At 72.7% G+C, this 15706-nt stretch carries 12 protein-coding genes; 2 read left to right on the top strand and 10 right to left on the bottom strand.

Translation table 11 applies throughout. The annotated features are described in order from the left end of the window. Positions 1 to 2: 2 nt before the first annotated feature. From MQE23_RS09990 to MQE23_RS09965, 6 genes are all read right to left on the bottom strand, one after another. Positions 3 to 686 carry an ABC transporter ATP-binding protein gene (locus MQE23_RS09990; RefSeq protein WP_243378914.1) on the bottom strand — a complete coding sequence of 228 codons (684 nt, stop codon included), beginning with the start codon at positions 684 to 686 and terminating at the stop codon, positions 3 to 5. 25 nt (positions 687 to 711) lie between these two features. Beyond that, complete coding sequence (locus tag MQE23_RS09985) at positions 712 to 1125, bottom strand: DUF4333 domain-containing protein (RefSeq protein ID WP_243378913.1); 414 nt, start codon at positions 1123 to 1125, stop codon at positions 712 to 714. 193 nt (positions 1126 to 1318) lie between these two features. After that, entirely contained in the window at positions 1319 to 2773 is a 1455-nt protein-coding gene (gene argG / locus MQE23_RS09980) for an argininosuccinate synthase (protein WP_243378912.1), read from the bottom strand. 73 nt (positions 2774 to 2846) lie between these two features. Beyond that, positions 2847 to 3839 (bottom strand): methylmalonyl Co-A mutase-associated GTPase MeaB, encoded by a 993-nt coding sequence (gene meaB, locus MQE23_RS09975; protein ID WP_020275618.1) that lies wholly within the window; start codon positions 3837 to 3839, stop codon positions 2847 to 2849. Further along, positions 3836 to 6028: a methylmalonyl-CoA mutase gene (gene scpA / locus MQE23_RS09970; protein ID WP_020275619.1), complete on the bottom strand. Its 2193-nt coding sequence runs from the start codon at positions 6026 to 6028 to the stop codon at positions 3836 to 3838. Before scpA ends, meaB begins: the two co-directional genes overlap by 4 nt. Continuing rightward, entirely contained in the window at positions 6028 to 7836 is a 1809-nt protein-coding gene (locus MQE23_RS09965) for a methylmalonyl-CoA mutase family protein (RefSeq protein WP_243378911.1), read from the bottom strand. The genes scpA and MQE23_RS09965 overlap by 1 nt, the downstream gene beginning before the upstream one ends. A gap of 169 nt (positions 7837 to 8005) precedes the next feature. Here MQE23_RS09965 and MQE23_RS09960 point away from each other — a divergent pair, with 169 nt between their 5' ends. Further along, the gene (locus MQE23_RS09960; RefSeq protein WP_037672005.1) at positions 8006 to 8971 is read left to right on the top strand and encodes a YihY/virulence factor BrkB family protein; all 966 of its coding nucleotides are present in this window, start codon (positions 8006 to 8008) and stop codon (positions 8969 to 8971) included. 32 nt (positions 8972 to 9003) lie between these two features. Here MQE23_RS09960 and MQE23_RS09955 read toward each other — a convergent pair whose 3' ends face one another. Continuing rightward, positions 9004 to 9429: a DUF6003 family protein gene (locus MQE23_RS09955; RefSeq protein WP_020275622.1), complete on the bottom strand. Its 426-nt coding sequence runs from the start codon at positions 9427 to 9429 to the stop codon at positions 9004 to 9006. Positions 9430 to 9557: 128 nt separating this feature from the next. On the opposite strand from MQE23_RS09955, the gene MQE23_RS09950 reads away from it, so the two are divergent. Then, complete coding sequence (locus MQE23_RS09950) at positions 9558 to 10670, top strand: winged helix DNA-binding domain-containing protein (RefSeq protein ID WP_243378910.1); 1113 nt, start codon at positions 9558 to 9560, stop codon at positions 10668 to 10670. Between the two features lie 108 nt (positions 10671 to 10778). On the opposite strand, the gene MQE23_RS09945 is transcribed toward MQE23_RS09950, so the two are convergent. From MQE23_RS09945 to MQE23_RS09935, 3 genes are all read right to left on the bottom strand, one after another. After that, complete coding sequence (locus MQE23_RS09945) at positions 10779 to 11570, bottom strand: serine protease (protein WP_243378909.1); 792 nt, start codon at positions 11568 to 11570, stop codon at positions 10779 to 10781. Between the two features lie 212 nt (positions 11571 to 11782). Continuing rightward, entirely contained in the window at positions 11783 to 14635 is a 2853-nt protein-coding gene (locus tag MQE23_RS09940; protein WP_243378908.1) for a LuxR family transcriptional regulator, read from the bottom strand. Between the two features lie 203 nt (positions 14636 to 14838). Further along, complete coding sequence (locus MQE23_RS09935; RefSeq protein ID WP_243378907.1) at positions 14839 to 15648, bottom strand: helix-turn-helix transcriptional regulator; 810 nt, start codon at positions 15646 to 15648, stop codon at positions 14839 to 14841. Between the last annotated feature and the right edge of the window lie 58 nt (positions 15649 to 15706).

The raw sequence follows: 15706 nt of genomic DNA, 5'->3' as shown, positions 1-15706 counted from the left end.
GGTCAGACGGCCGTGTACTGGCTGTGGCCGCTGATCCGGCCGTCACGGACCTGGAGGATCCGGCCGCAGTGGGCGGCGACGTCGGCGTCGTGGGTGACCATGACCAGGGCGGCGCCCTGCTCGCGGGTGACGGAGGTGAGGAGCCGTACGACCTCCTCGCTGGTGTGCTGGTCCAGGGCGCCGGTGGGTTCGTCGGCGAAGACGACGTCCGGTTCGACGACCAGGGCACGGGCGATGGCGACCCGCTGGGCCTGGCCGCCGGAGAGCTGTCCGGGCCGGCGCTTCTCCAGGCCGTCCAGGCCGAGCGGCGCGAACCAGCGGCGGGCTCGGGAGACGGCCTGCCCGCGCGGGACGCCCTCCAGCATCAGCGGCAGCGCGATGTTCTCCTCGGCGGGCAGTTCGGGCAGCAGCTGGCCGGACTGGAAGACGAACCCGAACCGCTTCCGGCGCAGCGCGCTCAGCCGGTTCTCCCCGAGACTGTCGATGCGGTCGCCGCGCAGCAGCACCTGGCCGCCGTCGGGCCGGACGATCCCGGCCAGGGTGTGCAGAAGAGTGGACTTGCCGGAGCCGGACGGGCCCATGACGGCCAGCGAGTCCCGCTCGCCGACCTCGACGTCCACGCCGTCCAGCGCGGTGGTGGAGCCGTATTTCTTGGTGAGGCCGTGGCCGGCCAGGACGGTGCTCATGACTCGGTGTGCTCCCGGGTACGTGTCAGCGCTCGAACTTCCAGGTCACCCGCGGTGTCGCGGGGTCTCCCTCGACCTTGATCACGCGGACGGGGATCGAGACCCGCTCGCTCCCGGCCCGCGCCGTGCACGTCTCGGTCGCACCGGCCACCGCCTTCAGATGCGCCGGGCAGGACACCTCGTCGATGTCCTTCCCGACCCACGGCAGCGGGTGGTACCAGCCCTCGATACGGGCCTGAACGATCGTCCTCGCCACCGCCGGGCGGCCGTCCACCTTCACGTACAGCGCACGGGAGTAGGTGTCGATCGTGGTGTGCTGCACGTCCTTGCCGGCCAGGAGAAAGGTGACGACCCCGCCCACGGCGGCCATGACGGCCACGCCGCCGACGGCACCGACGAGGAAACCGCGCTGCATCTCGTACTCCTGGTTCTGGGGCATGGTCGAGCAGAGGAAGTGGCTCCACTCTCGCCCGGGCACGCGGACTCGCGCCTCGGCCGTTCGGCCAGAGCTCCGGGGTGGTCCCGGCGCGGGCGTCGGCCGTTCGGCCGATGACCTTCCGACGGCCGTACGAGGAAAGGCCGGCTCGGCACCGAGGGTGCCGAGCCGGCCTTCCGTGGGACCAGGGCGCTGGTCAGTCCGTGCCGGACTCCATCGCCGCGCGGTCCAGCCACGCGTCCTCGTCGGAGACCGCGCCCCGGGACGCGATGGCCTCGGCGCCGCCCTGCGGCAGCTCCGGCATGCTGCCGATCAGACCGGTCGCGGCCGCCTGGGAGGCGCCGATGGTCGGGCTGCCGGTGCCGATCAGACCGATGCCGGCGTACTGCTCCAGCTTGGCGCGGGAGTCGGCGATGTCCAGGTTGCGCATGGTGAGCTGGCCGATCCGGTCCACCGGGCCGAACGCGGAGTCCTCCGTGCGCTCCATGGACAGCTTGTCCGGGTGGTAGCTGAACGCCGGGCCGGTCGTGTCGAGGATCGAGTAGTCCTCACCGCGCCGCAGCCGCAGCGTCACCTCGCCGGTGACGGCGGCGCCGACCCAGCGCTGGAGCGACTCGCGGATCATCAGCGCCTGCGGGTCCAGCCAGCGGCCCTCGTACATCAGCCGCCCGAGCCGCCGGCCCTCGGTGTGGTACTGGGCGAGGGTGTCCTCGTTGTGGATCGCGTTGACCAGACGCTCGTACGCGGCGTGCAGCAGGGCCATGCCCGGGGCCTCGTAGATGCCGCGGCTCTTGGCCTCGATGATCCGGTTCTCGATCTGGTCCGACATGCCCAGGCCGTGCCGGCCGCCGATGGCGTTGGCCTCCATGACCAGGTCGACGGGGGAGGAGAACTCCTTGCCGTTGATCGTCACGGGGCGGCCCTGGTCGAAGCCGATCGTCACGTCCTCGGTGGCGATCTCGACCTCGGGGTCCCAGAACCGGACGCCCATGATCGGCTCGACGGTCTCGACGCCGGTGTCCAGGTGCTCCAGGGTCTTGGCCTCGTGCGTGGCGCCCCAGATGTTGGCGTCCGTGGAGTACGCCTTCTCGGTGCTGTCGCGGTAGGGCAGCCCGTGGGCGAGCAGCCACTCCGACATCTCCTTGCGGCCACCGAGCTCGGTGACGAAGGCCGCGTCCAGCCAGGGCTTGTAGATCCGCAGGTGCGGGTTGGCGAGCAGGCCGTAGCGGTAGAACCGCTCGATGTCGTTGCCCTTGAAGGTCGAGCCGTCGCCCCAGATCTGGACGTCGTCCTCGAGCATCGCCCGGACCAGCAGCGTGCCCGTGACGGCACGGCCGAGCGGCGTGGTGTTGAAGTACGCCCGCCCGCCCGAGCGGATGTGGAACGCCCCGCAGGTCAGCGCGGCCAGGCCCTCCTCGACCAGCGCGGCACGGCAGTCGACCAGTCGCGCGATCTCGGCCCCGTAGGTCTTCGCACGGCCGGGCACCGACGCGATGTCGGGCTCGTCGTACTGGCCGATGTCGGCGGTGTAGGTGCACGGGACGGCGCCCTTGTCGCGCATCCACGCGACCGCGACGGAGGTGTCGAGACCGCCCGAGAAGGCGATGCCGACGCGCTCGCCGGCGGGCAGGGAGGTGAGGACCTTGGACATAGAAAGAGTATGTATCACTTTGCATAGTCATGCAAGCCAGGTATGCGGAATCGCGATTCCCGCAGGTCCTGCCTCAGATGTCCGCCGCCCCGGAACCTCCGAGCGCGCCCAGAATGCGTTCGGCGGCCAGTGTCGGGGTCAACCCGCCCTCTCTGACTTGCTGCTCCAGTACCGGCGCCAGCGCCCGTACCGCCGGATCGGCGTGCAGACGGCCGAGGAGTTCCTCGCGGACCATGGTCCAGGTCCAGTCGACCTGCTGGTCACGGCGCTTGGCGGTGAGGCGGCCGGTCGAGTCCAGCAGCGTGCGGTGCTGTTCCAGACGCTCCCACACCGCGTCCAGGCCGGTCGACTCACGCGCGCTGCAATGCAGGACCGGCGGCGTCCAGAACGCGTCCTTGCCGTGCATCAGCCGCAGCGCTCCGGCCAGCTCCCGTGCGGCGGCCCGGGCGTCCCGCTCGTGCGGTCCGTCCGCCTTGTTCACGGCGATCACGTCGGCCAGTTCCAGGACGCCCTTCTTGATGCCCTGGAGCTGGTCGCCCGTGCGGGCGAGGGTGAGCAGCAGGAAGGAGTCGACCATGTTCGCGACCGCGGTCTCCGACTGGCCGACGCCGACGGTCTCCACCAGGACCACGTCGTAGCCCGCCGCCTCCATCACCACGATCGACTCGCGCGTCGCCTTGGCGACGCCGCCCAGCGTGCCCGCGGTGGGGGAGGGGCGGACGAACGCCGCCGGGTCCACCGCCAGCCGTTCCATCCGCGTCTTGTCGCCCAGGATCGAGCCGCCGGTACGGCTGGAGGACGGGTCGACGGCGAGCACCGCCACCCGGTGCCCGAGCCCCGTCAGCATCGACCCGAACGCGTCGATGAACGTCGACTTGCCCACGCCGGGCACCCCGCTGACCCCGATCCGCCGGGCCCGCCCGCTGTGCGGCAGCAGCGCGGTCAGCAACTCCTGGGCCAGCGCCCGGTGCTGAGGGCGGGTCGACTCGACGAGCGTGATGGCCCGGGCGATGATCGCCCGCTTCCCGTCGAGTACGCCCTTCACATACCCGTCGACGTCGATCACAGGTCGTGCCCGAGTCCGTCCGACAGTCGCTTCACCAGGTCGTACGCCGCGTCCGGGATCACCGTCCCCGGCGGGAAGACCGCCGCCGCGCCCATCTCCAGCAGCGTCGGCACGTCCTGCGGCGGGATCACCCCGCCGACCACGATCATGATGTCCTCGCGCCCCTCCTCGGCGAGCTGCTCGCGCAGCGCCGGGACGAGCGTGAGGTGACCGGCCGCCAGCGACGAGACACCGACGATGTGCACGTCCGCCTCGACGGCCTGCCGGGCCACCTCGGCCGGGGTCTGGAACAGCGGGCCGACGTCCACGTCGAAGCCGAGGTCGGCGAAGGCGGTCGCGATCACCTTCTGACCGCGGTCGTGGCCGTCCTGGCCCATCTTCGCGACCAGGATGCGCGGGCGGCGGCCCTCGGCCTCCTCGAAGTCGGAGACCAGGGCTCGGGTGCGGTCCACGGACGGGGACTCCCCTGCTTCGTTGCGGTACACGCCGGAGATCGTACGGATCTGGCTCGCGTGCCGGCCGTACGCCTTCTCCAGGGCGTCGGAGATCTCCCCGACGGTCGCCTTCGCGCGGGCCGCGTGCACCGCCAGCTCCAGCAGGTTGCCCTCGCCGGCGGCGGCCCGGGTCAGCGCGTCCAGCGCGTCCTGGCACGCCGTCTCGTCCCGCTCCGCCCGCAGCCGCCGCAGCTTCTCGATCTGCTGGGCGCGCACGGAGGAGTTGTCGACCTTGAGCACGTCGATCTGCTCGTCGCTGTCCACGCGGTACTTGTTGACGCCGATGACCGGCTGCCGGCCCGAGTCGATCCGGGCCTGTGTGCGGGCCGCGGCCTCCTCGATGCGCAGCTTGGGGATGCCCGCGTCGATGGCCTTGGCCATGCCTCCCGCGGCCTCGACCTCCTGGATGTGCTGCCAGGCCCGCCGGGCCAGGTCGTACGTCAGCCGCTCGACGTAGGCGCTGCCGCCCCACGGGTCGATGACGCGGGTCGTGCCGGACTCCTGCTGGAGCAGCAGCTGCGTGTTGCGGGCGATGCGCGCCGAGAAGTCGGTGGGCAGGGCCAGCGCCTCGTCGAGGGCGTTGGTGTGCAGCGACTGCGTGTGCCCCTGCGTCGCCGCCATCGCCTCCACGCAGGTGCGCGTCACGTTGTTGAACACGTCCTGCGCGGTCAGCGACCAGCCGGAGGTCTGCGAATGGGTGCGCAGGGAAAGGGACTTGGCGTTCTTCGGGTCGAACTGCCTGACCAGCTTCGCCCACAGCAGGCGCGCCGCCCGCAGCTTGGCGACCTCCATGAAGAAGTTCATGCCGATCGCCCAGAAGAACGACAGCCGGGGCGCGAACGCGTCCACGTCCAGGCCGGCTTCCCGGCCCGCCCGGATGTACTCCACGCCGTCCGCGAGCGTGTACGCCAGCTCCAGGTCGGCCGTCGCGCCCGCCTCCTGGATGTGGTAGCCGGAGATGGAGATGGAGTTGTAGCGAGGCATCCGCTGCGAGGTGAAGGCGAAGATGTCGGAGATGATCCGCATCGACGGCTTCGGCGGATAGATGTAGGTGTTGCGGACCATGAACTCCTTGAGGATGTCGTTCTGAATGGTCCCCGCCAGCTTCTCCGGCGGCACGCCCTGTTCCTCGGCCGCCACGATGTACAGCGCCAGCACCGGCAGCACGGCGCCGTTCATCGTCATCGACACGGTCATCTTGTCCAGCGGGATGCCGTCGAAGAGCTGCCGCATGTCGTAGATCGAGTCGATCGCCACACCCGCCATGCCGACGTCACCGGTCACGCGCGGGTGGTCGCTGTCGTAACCCCGGTGCGTGGGCAGGTCGAAGGCGACCGACAGGCCCTTCTGCCCGGCCGCGAGGTTGCGCCGGTAGAAGGCGTTGGACTCCTCGGCCGTGGAGAAACCGGCGTACTGACGGATAGTCCAGGGCTGGTTGACGTACATCGTCGGGTACGGGCCGCGCAGATACGGCGCCGCGCCCGGATAGGTGTCCAGGAAGTCCAGGCCCTCCAGGTCACGGCCGGTGTAGAGCGGCTTGACGGCGATGCCCTCCGGGGTCTCCCACAGCAGGTCGTCACCGCCGGAGGCGTTCTTGACCGCCGTACGCCACTCGTCGGGGCCGCCGTCTGAGGCCGGAGTCCCCAGCTCGATCCCGGAGAAGTCGGGGACGGAACGGTCGGAGGGGGCGGTCATCAGGACACTCCCATGCGGTCGAGGGTCGCGGACAGCACGGCCACGGCGTCGCAGCCCGCGAAGACGTACGCGTCGACACCGGTGTACTGCCCGGGACGGCCGGCGAGGAAGACATGCCGTGCGCCGGCGGCCTTCAGGGCCCGGGCGGTGGCCTCGGCCTGCTCCTCGTACAGCGCGTCGCTGGAGCACAGCACGGCCTCCGTCGCGCCGCTGTCCTCGAAGGTGCCGTCCGTGACGGGTTCGATGCCGCCCGCCTGGAAGAGGTTCGAGGCGAAGGTGAGGCGTGCGGTGTGGGCGGCGGCCGGGCCGATCGCGGCGAGGAAGATCCGGGGCCGGGAGCCGGTCGCGGCGAGGTGGGCGTCGGAGCGGGCGCGCAGCGCCTCGAACTCCTCGTCGCGGCGCACCCGCGGCAGCCCGCCGGACGGCGGCTCGGGCGCGCTCTCGCGGACCACCGGCTTCTCCGCGAGGTGCGGGAACTCGCTGACGCCCGTGACGGGTTCGCGCCGCTTCGCCAGCTTCGTACGACGGGCCTGCCAGGTGTCGGCCAGGTCCTGTGCGAGGTCCCCCGACCGCAGGGCCGCCGCCTGGCCGCCGAGCCGCTCGATCCGCCGGAAGAACTCCCAGCCCGCGTGGGCGAGTTCGTCGGTGAGCCGCTCCACGTACCAGGAGCCGCCCGCCGGGTCGATCACCCGGGACAGATGCGACTCCTCGATGAGGATCGTGGAGGTGTTGCGGGCGATACGGCGCGCGAACGCGTCCGGCAGGCCGAGGGCGTGGTCGAAGGGCAGCACGGTGACCGCGTCGGCCCCGCCCGCCCCGGCGGCCAGCGTGGCGATGGTCGTGCGCAGCATGTTCACCCACGGGTCGCGGCGCGTCATCATCACCGGGGACGTCACGACGTGCTGGAGCTGTGCCCCCGCACGCGGCGCCCCGCAGACCTCGGCCACCCGCGCCCACAGCCGGCGCGCGGCCCGCAGCTTGGCGATCGTCAGGAACTGGTCGGCGGTCGCCGCGTACCGGAACTCCAGCTGCGCACAGGCCTGTTCGACGCTCAGCCCGGCCTTCGTGAGGTCCCGCAGATACGCCACTCCCGTGGCCAGCGAGCAGCCCAGCTCCTGGGCGGCCGAGCCACCGGCCTCGTGGTACGGCAGGGCGTCCACGGTCAGTGCCCGCAGCCCCGGGTACCCCTCGGCGCACAGCCGGGCGAGCTCCGCCGCCGGAGCGACGTCGCCGTGCTGCCCGCTCCCGGCCTCGTGCCCCAGCGGATCCGCGCCCAGATTGCCGCGCGCCGCCTCCCGGGCGACACCGCGCTCCTCGTACAGCCGCAGCAACTCCCGTGCCGCCGGCCCGGGTTCACGCCCCGCGTCGAGGACGACGGAGGCCAGGTCGAGATAGACGCCGTCGAGGACCCGGCCGAGCTCCGGCAGCGGAATGCCGCCTTCCCCCACGGCCAGCCACAGGGAGGTGACGCCGTTCTCCAGATCCGCGAGCACCGCGCCGTTGTCGGCCACCGAGTGCCGCTGCCGTACGTCCCAGCCGCCGAGCGTGTTCCCCTCGGCCCGGCCGCCCCGCACGAAGGGTGCGAATCCGGGCAGGCCCGGCTCGGGCGCGGTGTCGTGCGCGGTGTAGAGAGGCCGGGTGCGCAGCCCGTCCTCCAGCGCGGTGGACAGGGCTTCCTCGGCCTCGGCGCCCTCCACTTCCTTGCCCGACTTGCGCAGCACACCCGCCACAAGGCGCTGCCACTGCTCATGGGGCACATCAGGGAAGTCGCCGGCCAGCTCGAGCCCGTCGTCAGGCAGGACCGTCATGCTCGGATGCTAGGTCACGGACACAGAGGAGCAGCAGTGCGCGAGGCTGTGACCTTGCCCTCCCCGTTTCTGTGATCCCGATCTCCCCTGAGGGGAGAGGTTCACAGGGCAACCCGACAGGGAGCAGCTTCCGGCGGGGAGCCGCCCTACGACAAGGAGTGTGCACGCCATGGGTACCGCCGTCCACGTCCCGCAGACCCGGGACATGATCGGAGACGAGCTCTCCGGAGACGAGGCGTTCACCGCACTGCGCCACTACGGAGGGCTGCGGCTGCTGGCCGACTCCTTCGCACGGTTCCGGTACGCGGACGGCTTCACCAACGCGCGGGCCCTCGCCTTCCAGGTCGTGCTCGGGCTGGTCCCGTGCACCGTGGCGCTCGTGGGTCTTGCCACGTCGGTGCACACGGAGGGCGTGGGCCGGGTCATCGAGCTCACGCTCGGCCGGATCGTGCCGGGGGCCAGCGCGCAGATCGTCGAGGACGCCTTCGAAGGGACGCGGCGCACCGCGCACGGCGATGTCTGGGGCACGCTCGCCCTGTGGCTCGGTCTGGGCTTCGCGCTGCTGAACCTCGCCTCGGCCATGGGCCAGATCGAGCGCGGCGCCAACCGGATCTACGGCATCGAGCGCGACCGTCCCTTCCCGCGCAAGTACGGGCGGGCGATCGTTCTCGCGCTCGCCGCCGGTCTGCCCCTGGTGCTGGGGTTCGTCGTGCTCGTCGCCGGCGAGGCCGTGGGCGACGCCGTGGCGGACTCGGCCGGCTGGGAGGCCAGCGGGTCGCGGTGGTGGGGCGTGCTCGACATCCCCGTGGGGCTCGCACTGGCCTGGGTGGCCTCCGCCGTGATCTTCCGCTGGTCGCCCCGCCGCGTCCAGCCCGGCTACACGTGGCTGGCCTTCGGTTCGGCCGTGCATCTGCTGCTGTGGGTGTCGGCCACCTGGCTGCTCGCGCTGTACGTCGAGGAGAGCGGTGCCTTCGGCGCCGTGTACGGGCCGCTCACCGCCTTCATCGCCCTGCTGCTGTGGTCCAACCTCACCGCCGTCGCGCTCTTCCTCGGCATCGCGTTCGCCGCCCAGCTGGAAGCGGCCCGCGCCGGCATCCGGTCAGCCGTCCAGCCGGACCCCGGACCCGGTGCGTGAGCCCGGACGCCGGCCGAGCAGCAGCAGCGTCCTCAGCGGTTCGCCGCAGCGTTCACCGTCGCGGGGTCCACCCCGGTCAGTTCGACGATGCGGTGCGGTGCCACGCCGGCGGCCAGCGCGCGTCCGATCAGGCCGTCCCACCCGTCCGCGCAGTCGCGGTAGGCGAGCAGCTCCTCCTCGACCCGCGCGAGCGGCTCCGGTGCCATCCGGTGGCGGACCCGGCTCAGTTCCTCGTCGCTCAGCGGGACGGGCAGCCGTTCCGCTCCCTCAGGAATGGCCGCCGTCTCCTCCGGCGGCAGCAGGCGCAGGTGCGGGGAGGCCGGCGTGCTTCCCTGAGCGTCCAGCCACGCGCGAACCGCGGGAGTCTCCATGCAGGCGAGCTCCCCGACGGCGGCGGGGGCAACGCCGAGCCGCGCGGACGCGTCGTCAAGCAGGAACAGGTAGGCGTCGTCGGTCATCCTCGGCTCCTTCTCAACTGGGGGCTGATCGACGTCCCATTACCCCACCGCGCCCGGAATACGGCCGGCTCCCGGAGACTCGGTCATCGCGGACAGATCCTGTCCGCAAGTCTCGCTACCGTGCCCCCATGACGAACACCAAGCGGAGCGTCACGGCACCCCACCTCGGCACCCGGGCCCTCAACCGCGCCACCCTCGACCGGCAGCTGCTCCTGCGCCCGGCCCGGATCTCCGCCGCCGCGGCCGTCGAGCACCTGGTCGGCCTCCAGGCGCAGAACGTCAAGCCTCCGTACTACGCGCTCGCCGCCCGCCTCGACGGTTTCGCCCCCGAGGCGCTGTCCCGGCTGATGGCCGACCGCGAGGTCGTCCGGATCGTCACGATGCGCTCCACCATCCACACCCACACCGCGGACGACTGCCTCTCGCTGCGTCCGCTGGTGCAGCCCGCCCGGGACCGGGAGCTGACGAACTTCCGCACGGGACTCGCCGGTGTCGACCTGGACCGGCTCGCCGCCCTCGCCCGCGACCTCGTCGAGACCGAGCCCCGCACCATGAAGCAACTGCGCGAGGCCCTGCTCCAGGAGTGGCCCGACGCCGACCCGCAGGCCCTGTCCGTCGCCGCCCGGTGCCGGCTGCCGCTCGTGCAGGTGACCCCGCGTGGCCTGTGGGGCCTAAGCGGCCAGGTCAGCCTGACCACCGCCGAGCACTGGCTCGGCCGCCCCGCCGGACCGGCCGCCACGCCCGACGCGGTCGTGCTGCGCTACCTCGCCGCCTTCGGCCCGGCCTCCGTGCGGGACATGCAGACCTGGGCCGGACTGACCCGCCTGCGCGACGCCTTCGAACGTCTCCGCCCGCGACTGGTCACCTTCCGGGACGAAGGCGGCGTCGAGCTCTTCGACCTGCCGGACGCGACCCGCCCCGACCCGGACACCCCGGCCCCGCCGCGCTTCCTGCCCGAGTTCGACAACCTGCTGCTCTCCCACGCCGACCGCACCCGCGTCGTCCCGCCCGAGTACCGGGGCCGCGCCTGGCAGGGCAACATCGCCCATCGCACCCTCCTCGTCGACGGGTTCCTCGCGGGTCTGTGGCGACTCGACGAGCAGGCGCTCGTCATCGAGCCCTTCGGCCGCCTCACCGGGGCCCAGCGGGACGAGATCGTCGCCGAGGGGGAGCGGATGCTGCGGATCATGCACCCGGAGTCCTCGTGCGACGTCCGCTTCGGTGCCGTACACGACGCGTGACGGCGGAGGCCGGCCCCACGCATGGAAAGGGGGCGCTGCGGGCCGCTCGTGGAGGCCCGCAACGCCCCTGGTATTTCACCTGAGGGGTGCTCAGGAGCTGGTGCCCGGCTACGAGTTGATCTGCGTCGTGACCAGGTTGGAGAAGGTGGTCAGCCGGGTGTAGACACCCGGGTAACCGGCCTGGGCGCAGCCCTCGCCCCAGGAAGTGATGCCTGCCAGGACGCCCCCGATGAGCAGGGGGCCGCCGCTGTCGCCCTGGCAGGTGTCCACGCCGCCGGAGGTCTTCCCGGCGCACACCATGTCGCTCTGCACGAAGTCGGAGCCGTAGGAGCTCGCGCAGCTGGAGTCGGACACGGTCGGTACGGTCGCGGTGCGCAGCTGGTTGGAGGAACTGCCGCCCGAGGAGGTGGTGCCCCAGCCGAGGATGCGGGCCGTGGTGCCGGCCGCGTACACCGAGGTCTGCGAGGAGGAGACGTACTTCGCCGTGGTGTACGGCATCGACGTCGACAGCGTCAGCACGGCCACGTCGTCGCCGTTGGTGGCGTCGGTGTAGCTCGGGTGGACCCATATCTTGCTGACTCTGCTGACCGTGCCGTTGGTGCCGTTGAGGTAGGTGCGGCCGCCGACGACGCGCACGCTGCCGGCGGTCTCGCCGACCATGCAGTGGGCAGCGGTGACGACCTTGGTGGGCGAGACGAGCGTGCCGCCGCAGAACTGGTTCTGCGAGGCGTCCGTGATCTGCATGACGAACGGGTACGCGGTCGTCGTGGTCGTCGTACCGCCGACGATCGGCTGGGGCGCGGCGACGGCGGAGGGAGCGGCGAGCAGTGCGGTCGCGGCGGCGGCAGCGGTCGCGGTGGCGACGGCGGCGGCTTTCCTGACACGGTTGAACCCGAACATGCGTCTCCTCGGGGAGTTGCCGGTGGGGGGTCGCGCGGGTGGTGGTGCACGGTGACCCTGACGCCGTTGTTCGGATCTCCGTGTGCCCGGCGAGCGGCACGCGACAAAGCTAGGGCCCGGAAGGTCGGCCTCCCAATGAGGGAACCCCCTAAGGGAGTTGGGCAGGGAAAACCCTCGGTCGGGCCGTTCGGGCCCTGGTGGAGGCGGGTGGGTCAGGTCGTGCGGCGGCCCGCCGCCAGCCGGACGATGTCCACCCGGGAACGGATCCCCAGCTTCCGGTAGACCCGGGTCAGGGTCGCCTCGACGGTCTTGACGCTGATGAACAGCCGGGCCGCGATCTCCCGGTTGGTCGCGCCCTCCATCACCAGTGAGGCGACCTGACGCTCCATCGCCGCGAGGCCCTCCAGAGCGTCGAGCGCGACGGGCGGTGCGACGGAGGCGGGCTCCACCGCGGCGGGACCGGCAGCGGCGGCCGCGTCGACCTGCCGCAGCCAGGGCAGCGCCCGGCAGCGCCGGAACAGCCGGGCGGCCTCGTCGTACGACGCCGGCCCCGGCGGGGGAGTCCCGCCGGTGCGGGCGGCACCCACGGCCTGGGTGCGCAGCCGGGCCAGCGCGAACGCGGCCCGGGCCTCCTCCAGGCCGTAGCCCAGCCGGCCGAGCCGGTCCTGTACCGACGTCAGCCGGACCAGGGCCGCCTCGTGTTCGCCGCGCGCCGCCCGCACCAGCGCCTCGGCCCGGTCGAGGACGGCCAGCACGCTCTCCCGGCCCAGCCGCAGCGCGTGCACCCGTGCCGTGTCGATGACGTCCTGGGCCTCGCCCGGTTCGCCGATGCGGACCAGGGCCTCGGCGAGGTCGCCGTGCCAGCGGCCGCGGGCCGGGTCGTTGATGCCGAGGCCCTGCTCCAGCTCGCGCACCCGGCGCAGCGAACGGACCGCGGCCGCCGGGTCCCCGGACACCAACTGGGCGTAGCCCAGGGCCGCCAGGGCGCGGGACAGGTACATCTGGTCGCCGTCGACCTCGGCGTGGTCGGCCGCCTCACGGGCGAGGGCCAGCGCCCGGTCGACGTCCCCGGCGGAGGCCTCCGCGAGGGAGGCGAGCATGGCGGAGGCACCCTCACCGATCCCGGCGTCCCGGGCGAGCCGCAGACTCTCGCGGGCCAGGTCCAGGGCCCGGCCGCAGTGTCCGGAGCGCAGTTCCGTATCGGCGAGGAAGCGCAGGAAGTGCACCTCGCTCTCGACCATGCCGCGCCTGCGCACCTCGCGCAGCAGCGCGGTGATGGTCGCCCGCGCCTCGGGCAGCTGGTCGCTCATGATCAGCCAGCGGAACCGGGCCGAGCCGGCGCCGTTGTGATGGCAGGCCACATACGGGTCCTGCGGCTCCTTCAGCGCCCGTTTCACGGTCGCGGGGGCGTCCGGGTGGCCCATCAGGGTCTCGGTGGAGGCCTGGAAGGACAGCGCCATCAGCTCGGTGCGCCGGTCCTCGCCGCGGGCGGCCAGCTCCGCCGCGTGCGCGGCCTCCTGCCGGGCCTCGGCGAAGTCGCCCTCGACGACCAGGCCGCGCCAGGCCAGCTGGTAGTGGACCAGGGCGAGCAGCCGCGGGTCGTCGCCGGCGTCGGCCAGGACCTGCGGGAAGACGGCGTCGACGTCGCCGAGCGCCTGCCCCGCCGCCTCGATGACCACCATCCACGCCCGCACCCGCTCCGCGGGCACGCTCGCCCGGGTCAGCACGTCCCGGGCGATGTCCCGGGCGAGATCGGCCTCGCCGGCGGTGATCGCGTCCTCCGCGGCCTGCAGCCGCCGCTCGTCCGGGCCGGGCGTGCTGTCCGCCGGGGTGTGCCGCGCCGCGAGCAGCCCGAGCGAGGCGGCGACCGACGGCGCCCCGCGGTCCCGGGCCAGCGCGGCGGCCTCCGCGAGCCGGGCCGCCACCTCCGGGTCGGTGCCCGTGGTCGCCAGGGCCAGATGCCGGGCCCGCTCGATCGGATCGGAGGCCGCCGTGGACAGCGCGGCGTGCACGGCCCGCCGCTCCTGCGCCGGGGCCTCCGCGTACAGCGCGGCCGAGATCAGCGGATGCGCGAACCGTACGGCGGGACCCTCCCCCTCGGTCGCCAGCAGCCCCAGCGCCGCGGCCTGGGCGGTCTCGCCCTCGGCGTGCTCCCGGCCGGCCGCGTGCAGCAGCGCCAGCGTGGGACGGGCACCGGCGCTGGCCACGAGCAGGGTGCGGCGCGCCTCGTCCGACAGCATCTCCAGCCGGCTCAGCACCAGCGCCCGCAGCGAGGTGGGCACGGGCAGCGGTTCGCCGGGCCGGGGCCGGGTCGGGCTCTCGGCGAGGGCGCGGCCCAGCTCCAGCGCGAAGAGGGGGTTGCCGCCGCTGGTGCGGTGGATGTCGCGGATCGTGGAGCGGGACAGCGGGGTGTAGCCGCGGTGGTCGAGCAGTGCGGAGACCTGCGTACGGGACAGCGGGCCCAGCCGGACGGCGAGCGTGTCGGGCGGGGACGCGCGTAGATGACGGTCGTACTCCTGGCCCTCGGTCCGCACCGCGCACAGCATCTGCACGGGCGTGTCGCCCAGCCGGCGGGCGGCGAAACCGAGCAGCTCGGCGCTGGCCGCGTCCAGCCACTGGAGGTCGTCGGCGACGACCAGCACCGGGCCCTTGGCGGCGAGGGTGCGCAGCGCCGACAGCACGGCGAGGCGCAGCGCGAGTCCGTCCCTCTGGAGGGTGGATTCGCCGCGCCCGGTGAGCGCGGACTCCAGAGCGGTGCGCTGGGCGGCGGGCAGCGCACCGGAGACCTCGTCCAGGACCAGGCCGAACAGATCGGCCAGCGCCAGGAACGGCAGGTGGGATTCGGACTCGGTGGCCGAGCACCGCAACACGGTCCGGGCCGCACCGGCGTAATCGGCGGCCAGCGCCCGCAGGACCGTCGACTTTCCAATTCCCGCGGGGCCGTGGAGCAGCACACTCCCGCCTCGGCCGAGCTGTTCACGCGCCGACGTGAACAGGTCCTCCCGGCCGATGACCACGTCGGGGCGGCTCCTGGGAGGCTCCTGGAAGTCCCGTGGCACGGTCACCGCTCCCCTCCGTGTGGCGTGTCCTGGCCAATATTAGGCAACAGCTCTTTGAATTTCGGACGGACGGCGTGGTGAGGGAAATAACAACGCAGGTCCGAGCGTGAATTCATCGGTCTCCCGAATGCGGCGGAACACGGCGGTGGCGCCCGGTCGGGAACCCGTCGGCATATCGAACGGCAGGGGTAACGGAAAACATCACAAACCTACGGCAACCATCCCGCCCGGCGTGCCGCGACCACGGCCTCGCCCCGGGTCCGGGCCCGCAGCTTCCGCATGGCCGACCGCAGATACCCCTTGACGGTCTCGGGCGTCACGCCCAGCCGCTCGGCCGTGACCGCGTTCGTGGCCCCCGCGGCGACGCACGCCAGCACGTCCACCTCGCGGGGCGTGAGCCGGACCCGGTCCGACGGTGTGGTGTCGGCCGTCAGCAGGGCACACGCGTCGAGCAGCTCGGCCCGCAGCTCCGGATCCGCGATCTTCGGGGCCAGCGCCCGCAGGGCCGCGTGCGCCTCCCGCACCTGTTCCCGTCCCGCGCCGGCCGCGCCCTCCGCGGCGAGCGTGCGGGCCTCCTCCCGCACGACCAGCGCCCTCTCTACCTCCCGCGCCGCCTCGACGGCCTCGTCCAGCATGCGCCCGCCCAGCGGCAGGGCCGTCCGCAGCGCCCCGTACAGCACCCCGCGCACCGAGTGCCGCACCACCACCGGCACGGCCAGCACCGAGCGCAGTCCCTCCACCGCCACCGGGGCGTCGTACTCGTGGCTGATCTGCCGCGACACCGAGTAGTCCGTCACCACGCACGGCCGGGCCAGCACCAGCGTCTTGCCGCCCAGCCCGTTCCCGGACGTCACCACCAGCGACCGCAGGGCGTGCGTCGCCGTGCCGCTCAGTTCGCTGATGCGCATCCGCTGCCCGGCCTCCATCAGGCCGCCGAAGGCGACCGGAAGGCCGGTGGCGCGCCGCAGCCGGAGCAGCGCGTTGCGTATCTCGACCGCGTCGGACGCGTCTGCTGTCACCTGTTCGCCCCTTCACTACGGCTCCCGCGCGGGCGCACCCCCCGTTCGGGGGTAGTGA

The organism is Streptomyces sp. HP-A2021 (assembly GCF_022807935.1).
Classification (GTDB): Bacteria; Actinomycetota; Actinomycetes; order Streptomycetales; family Streptomycetaceae; genus Streptomyces; species Streptomyces afghaniensis.
Note: the sequence above shows the minus strand (reverse complement) of the source record. Positions and strands in the feature narration are given on the sequence as shown.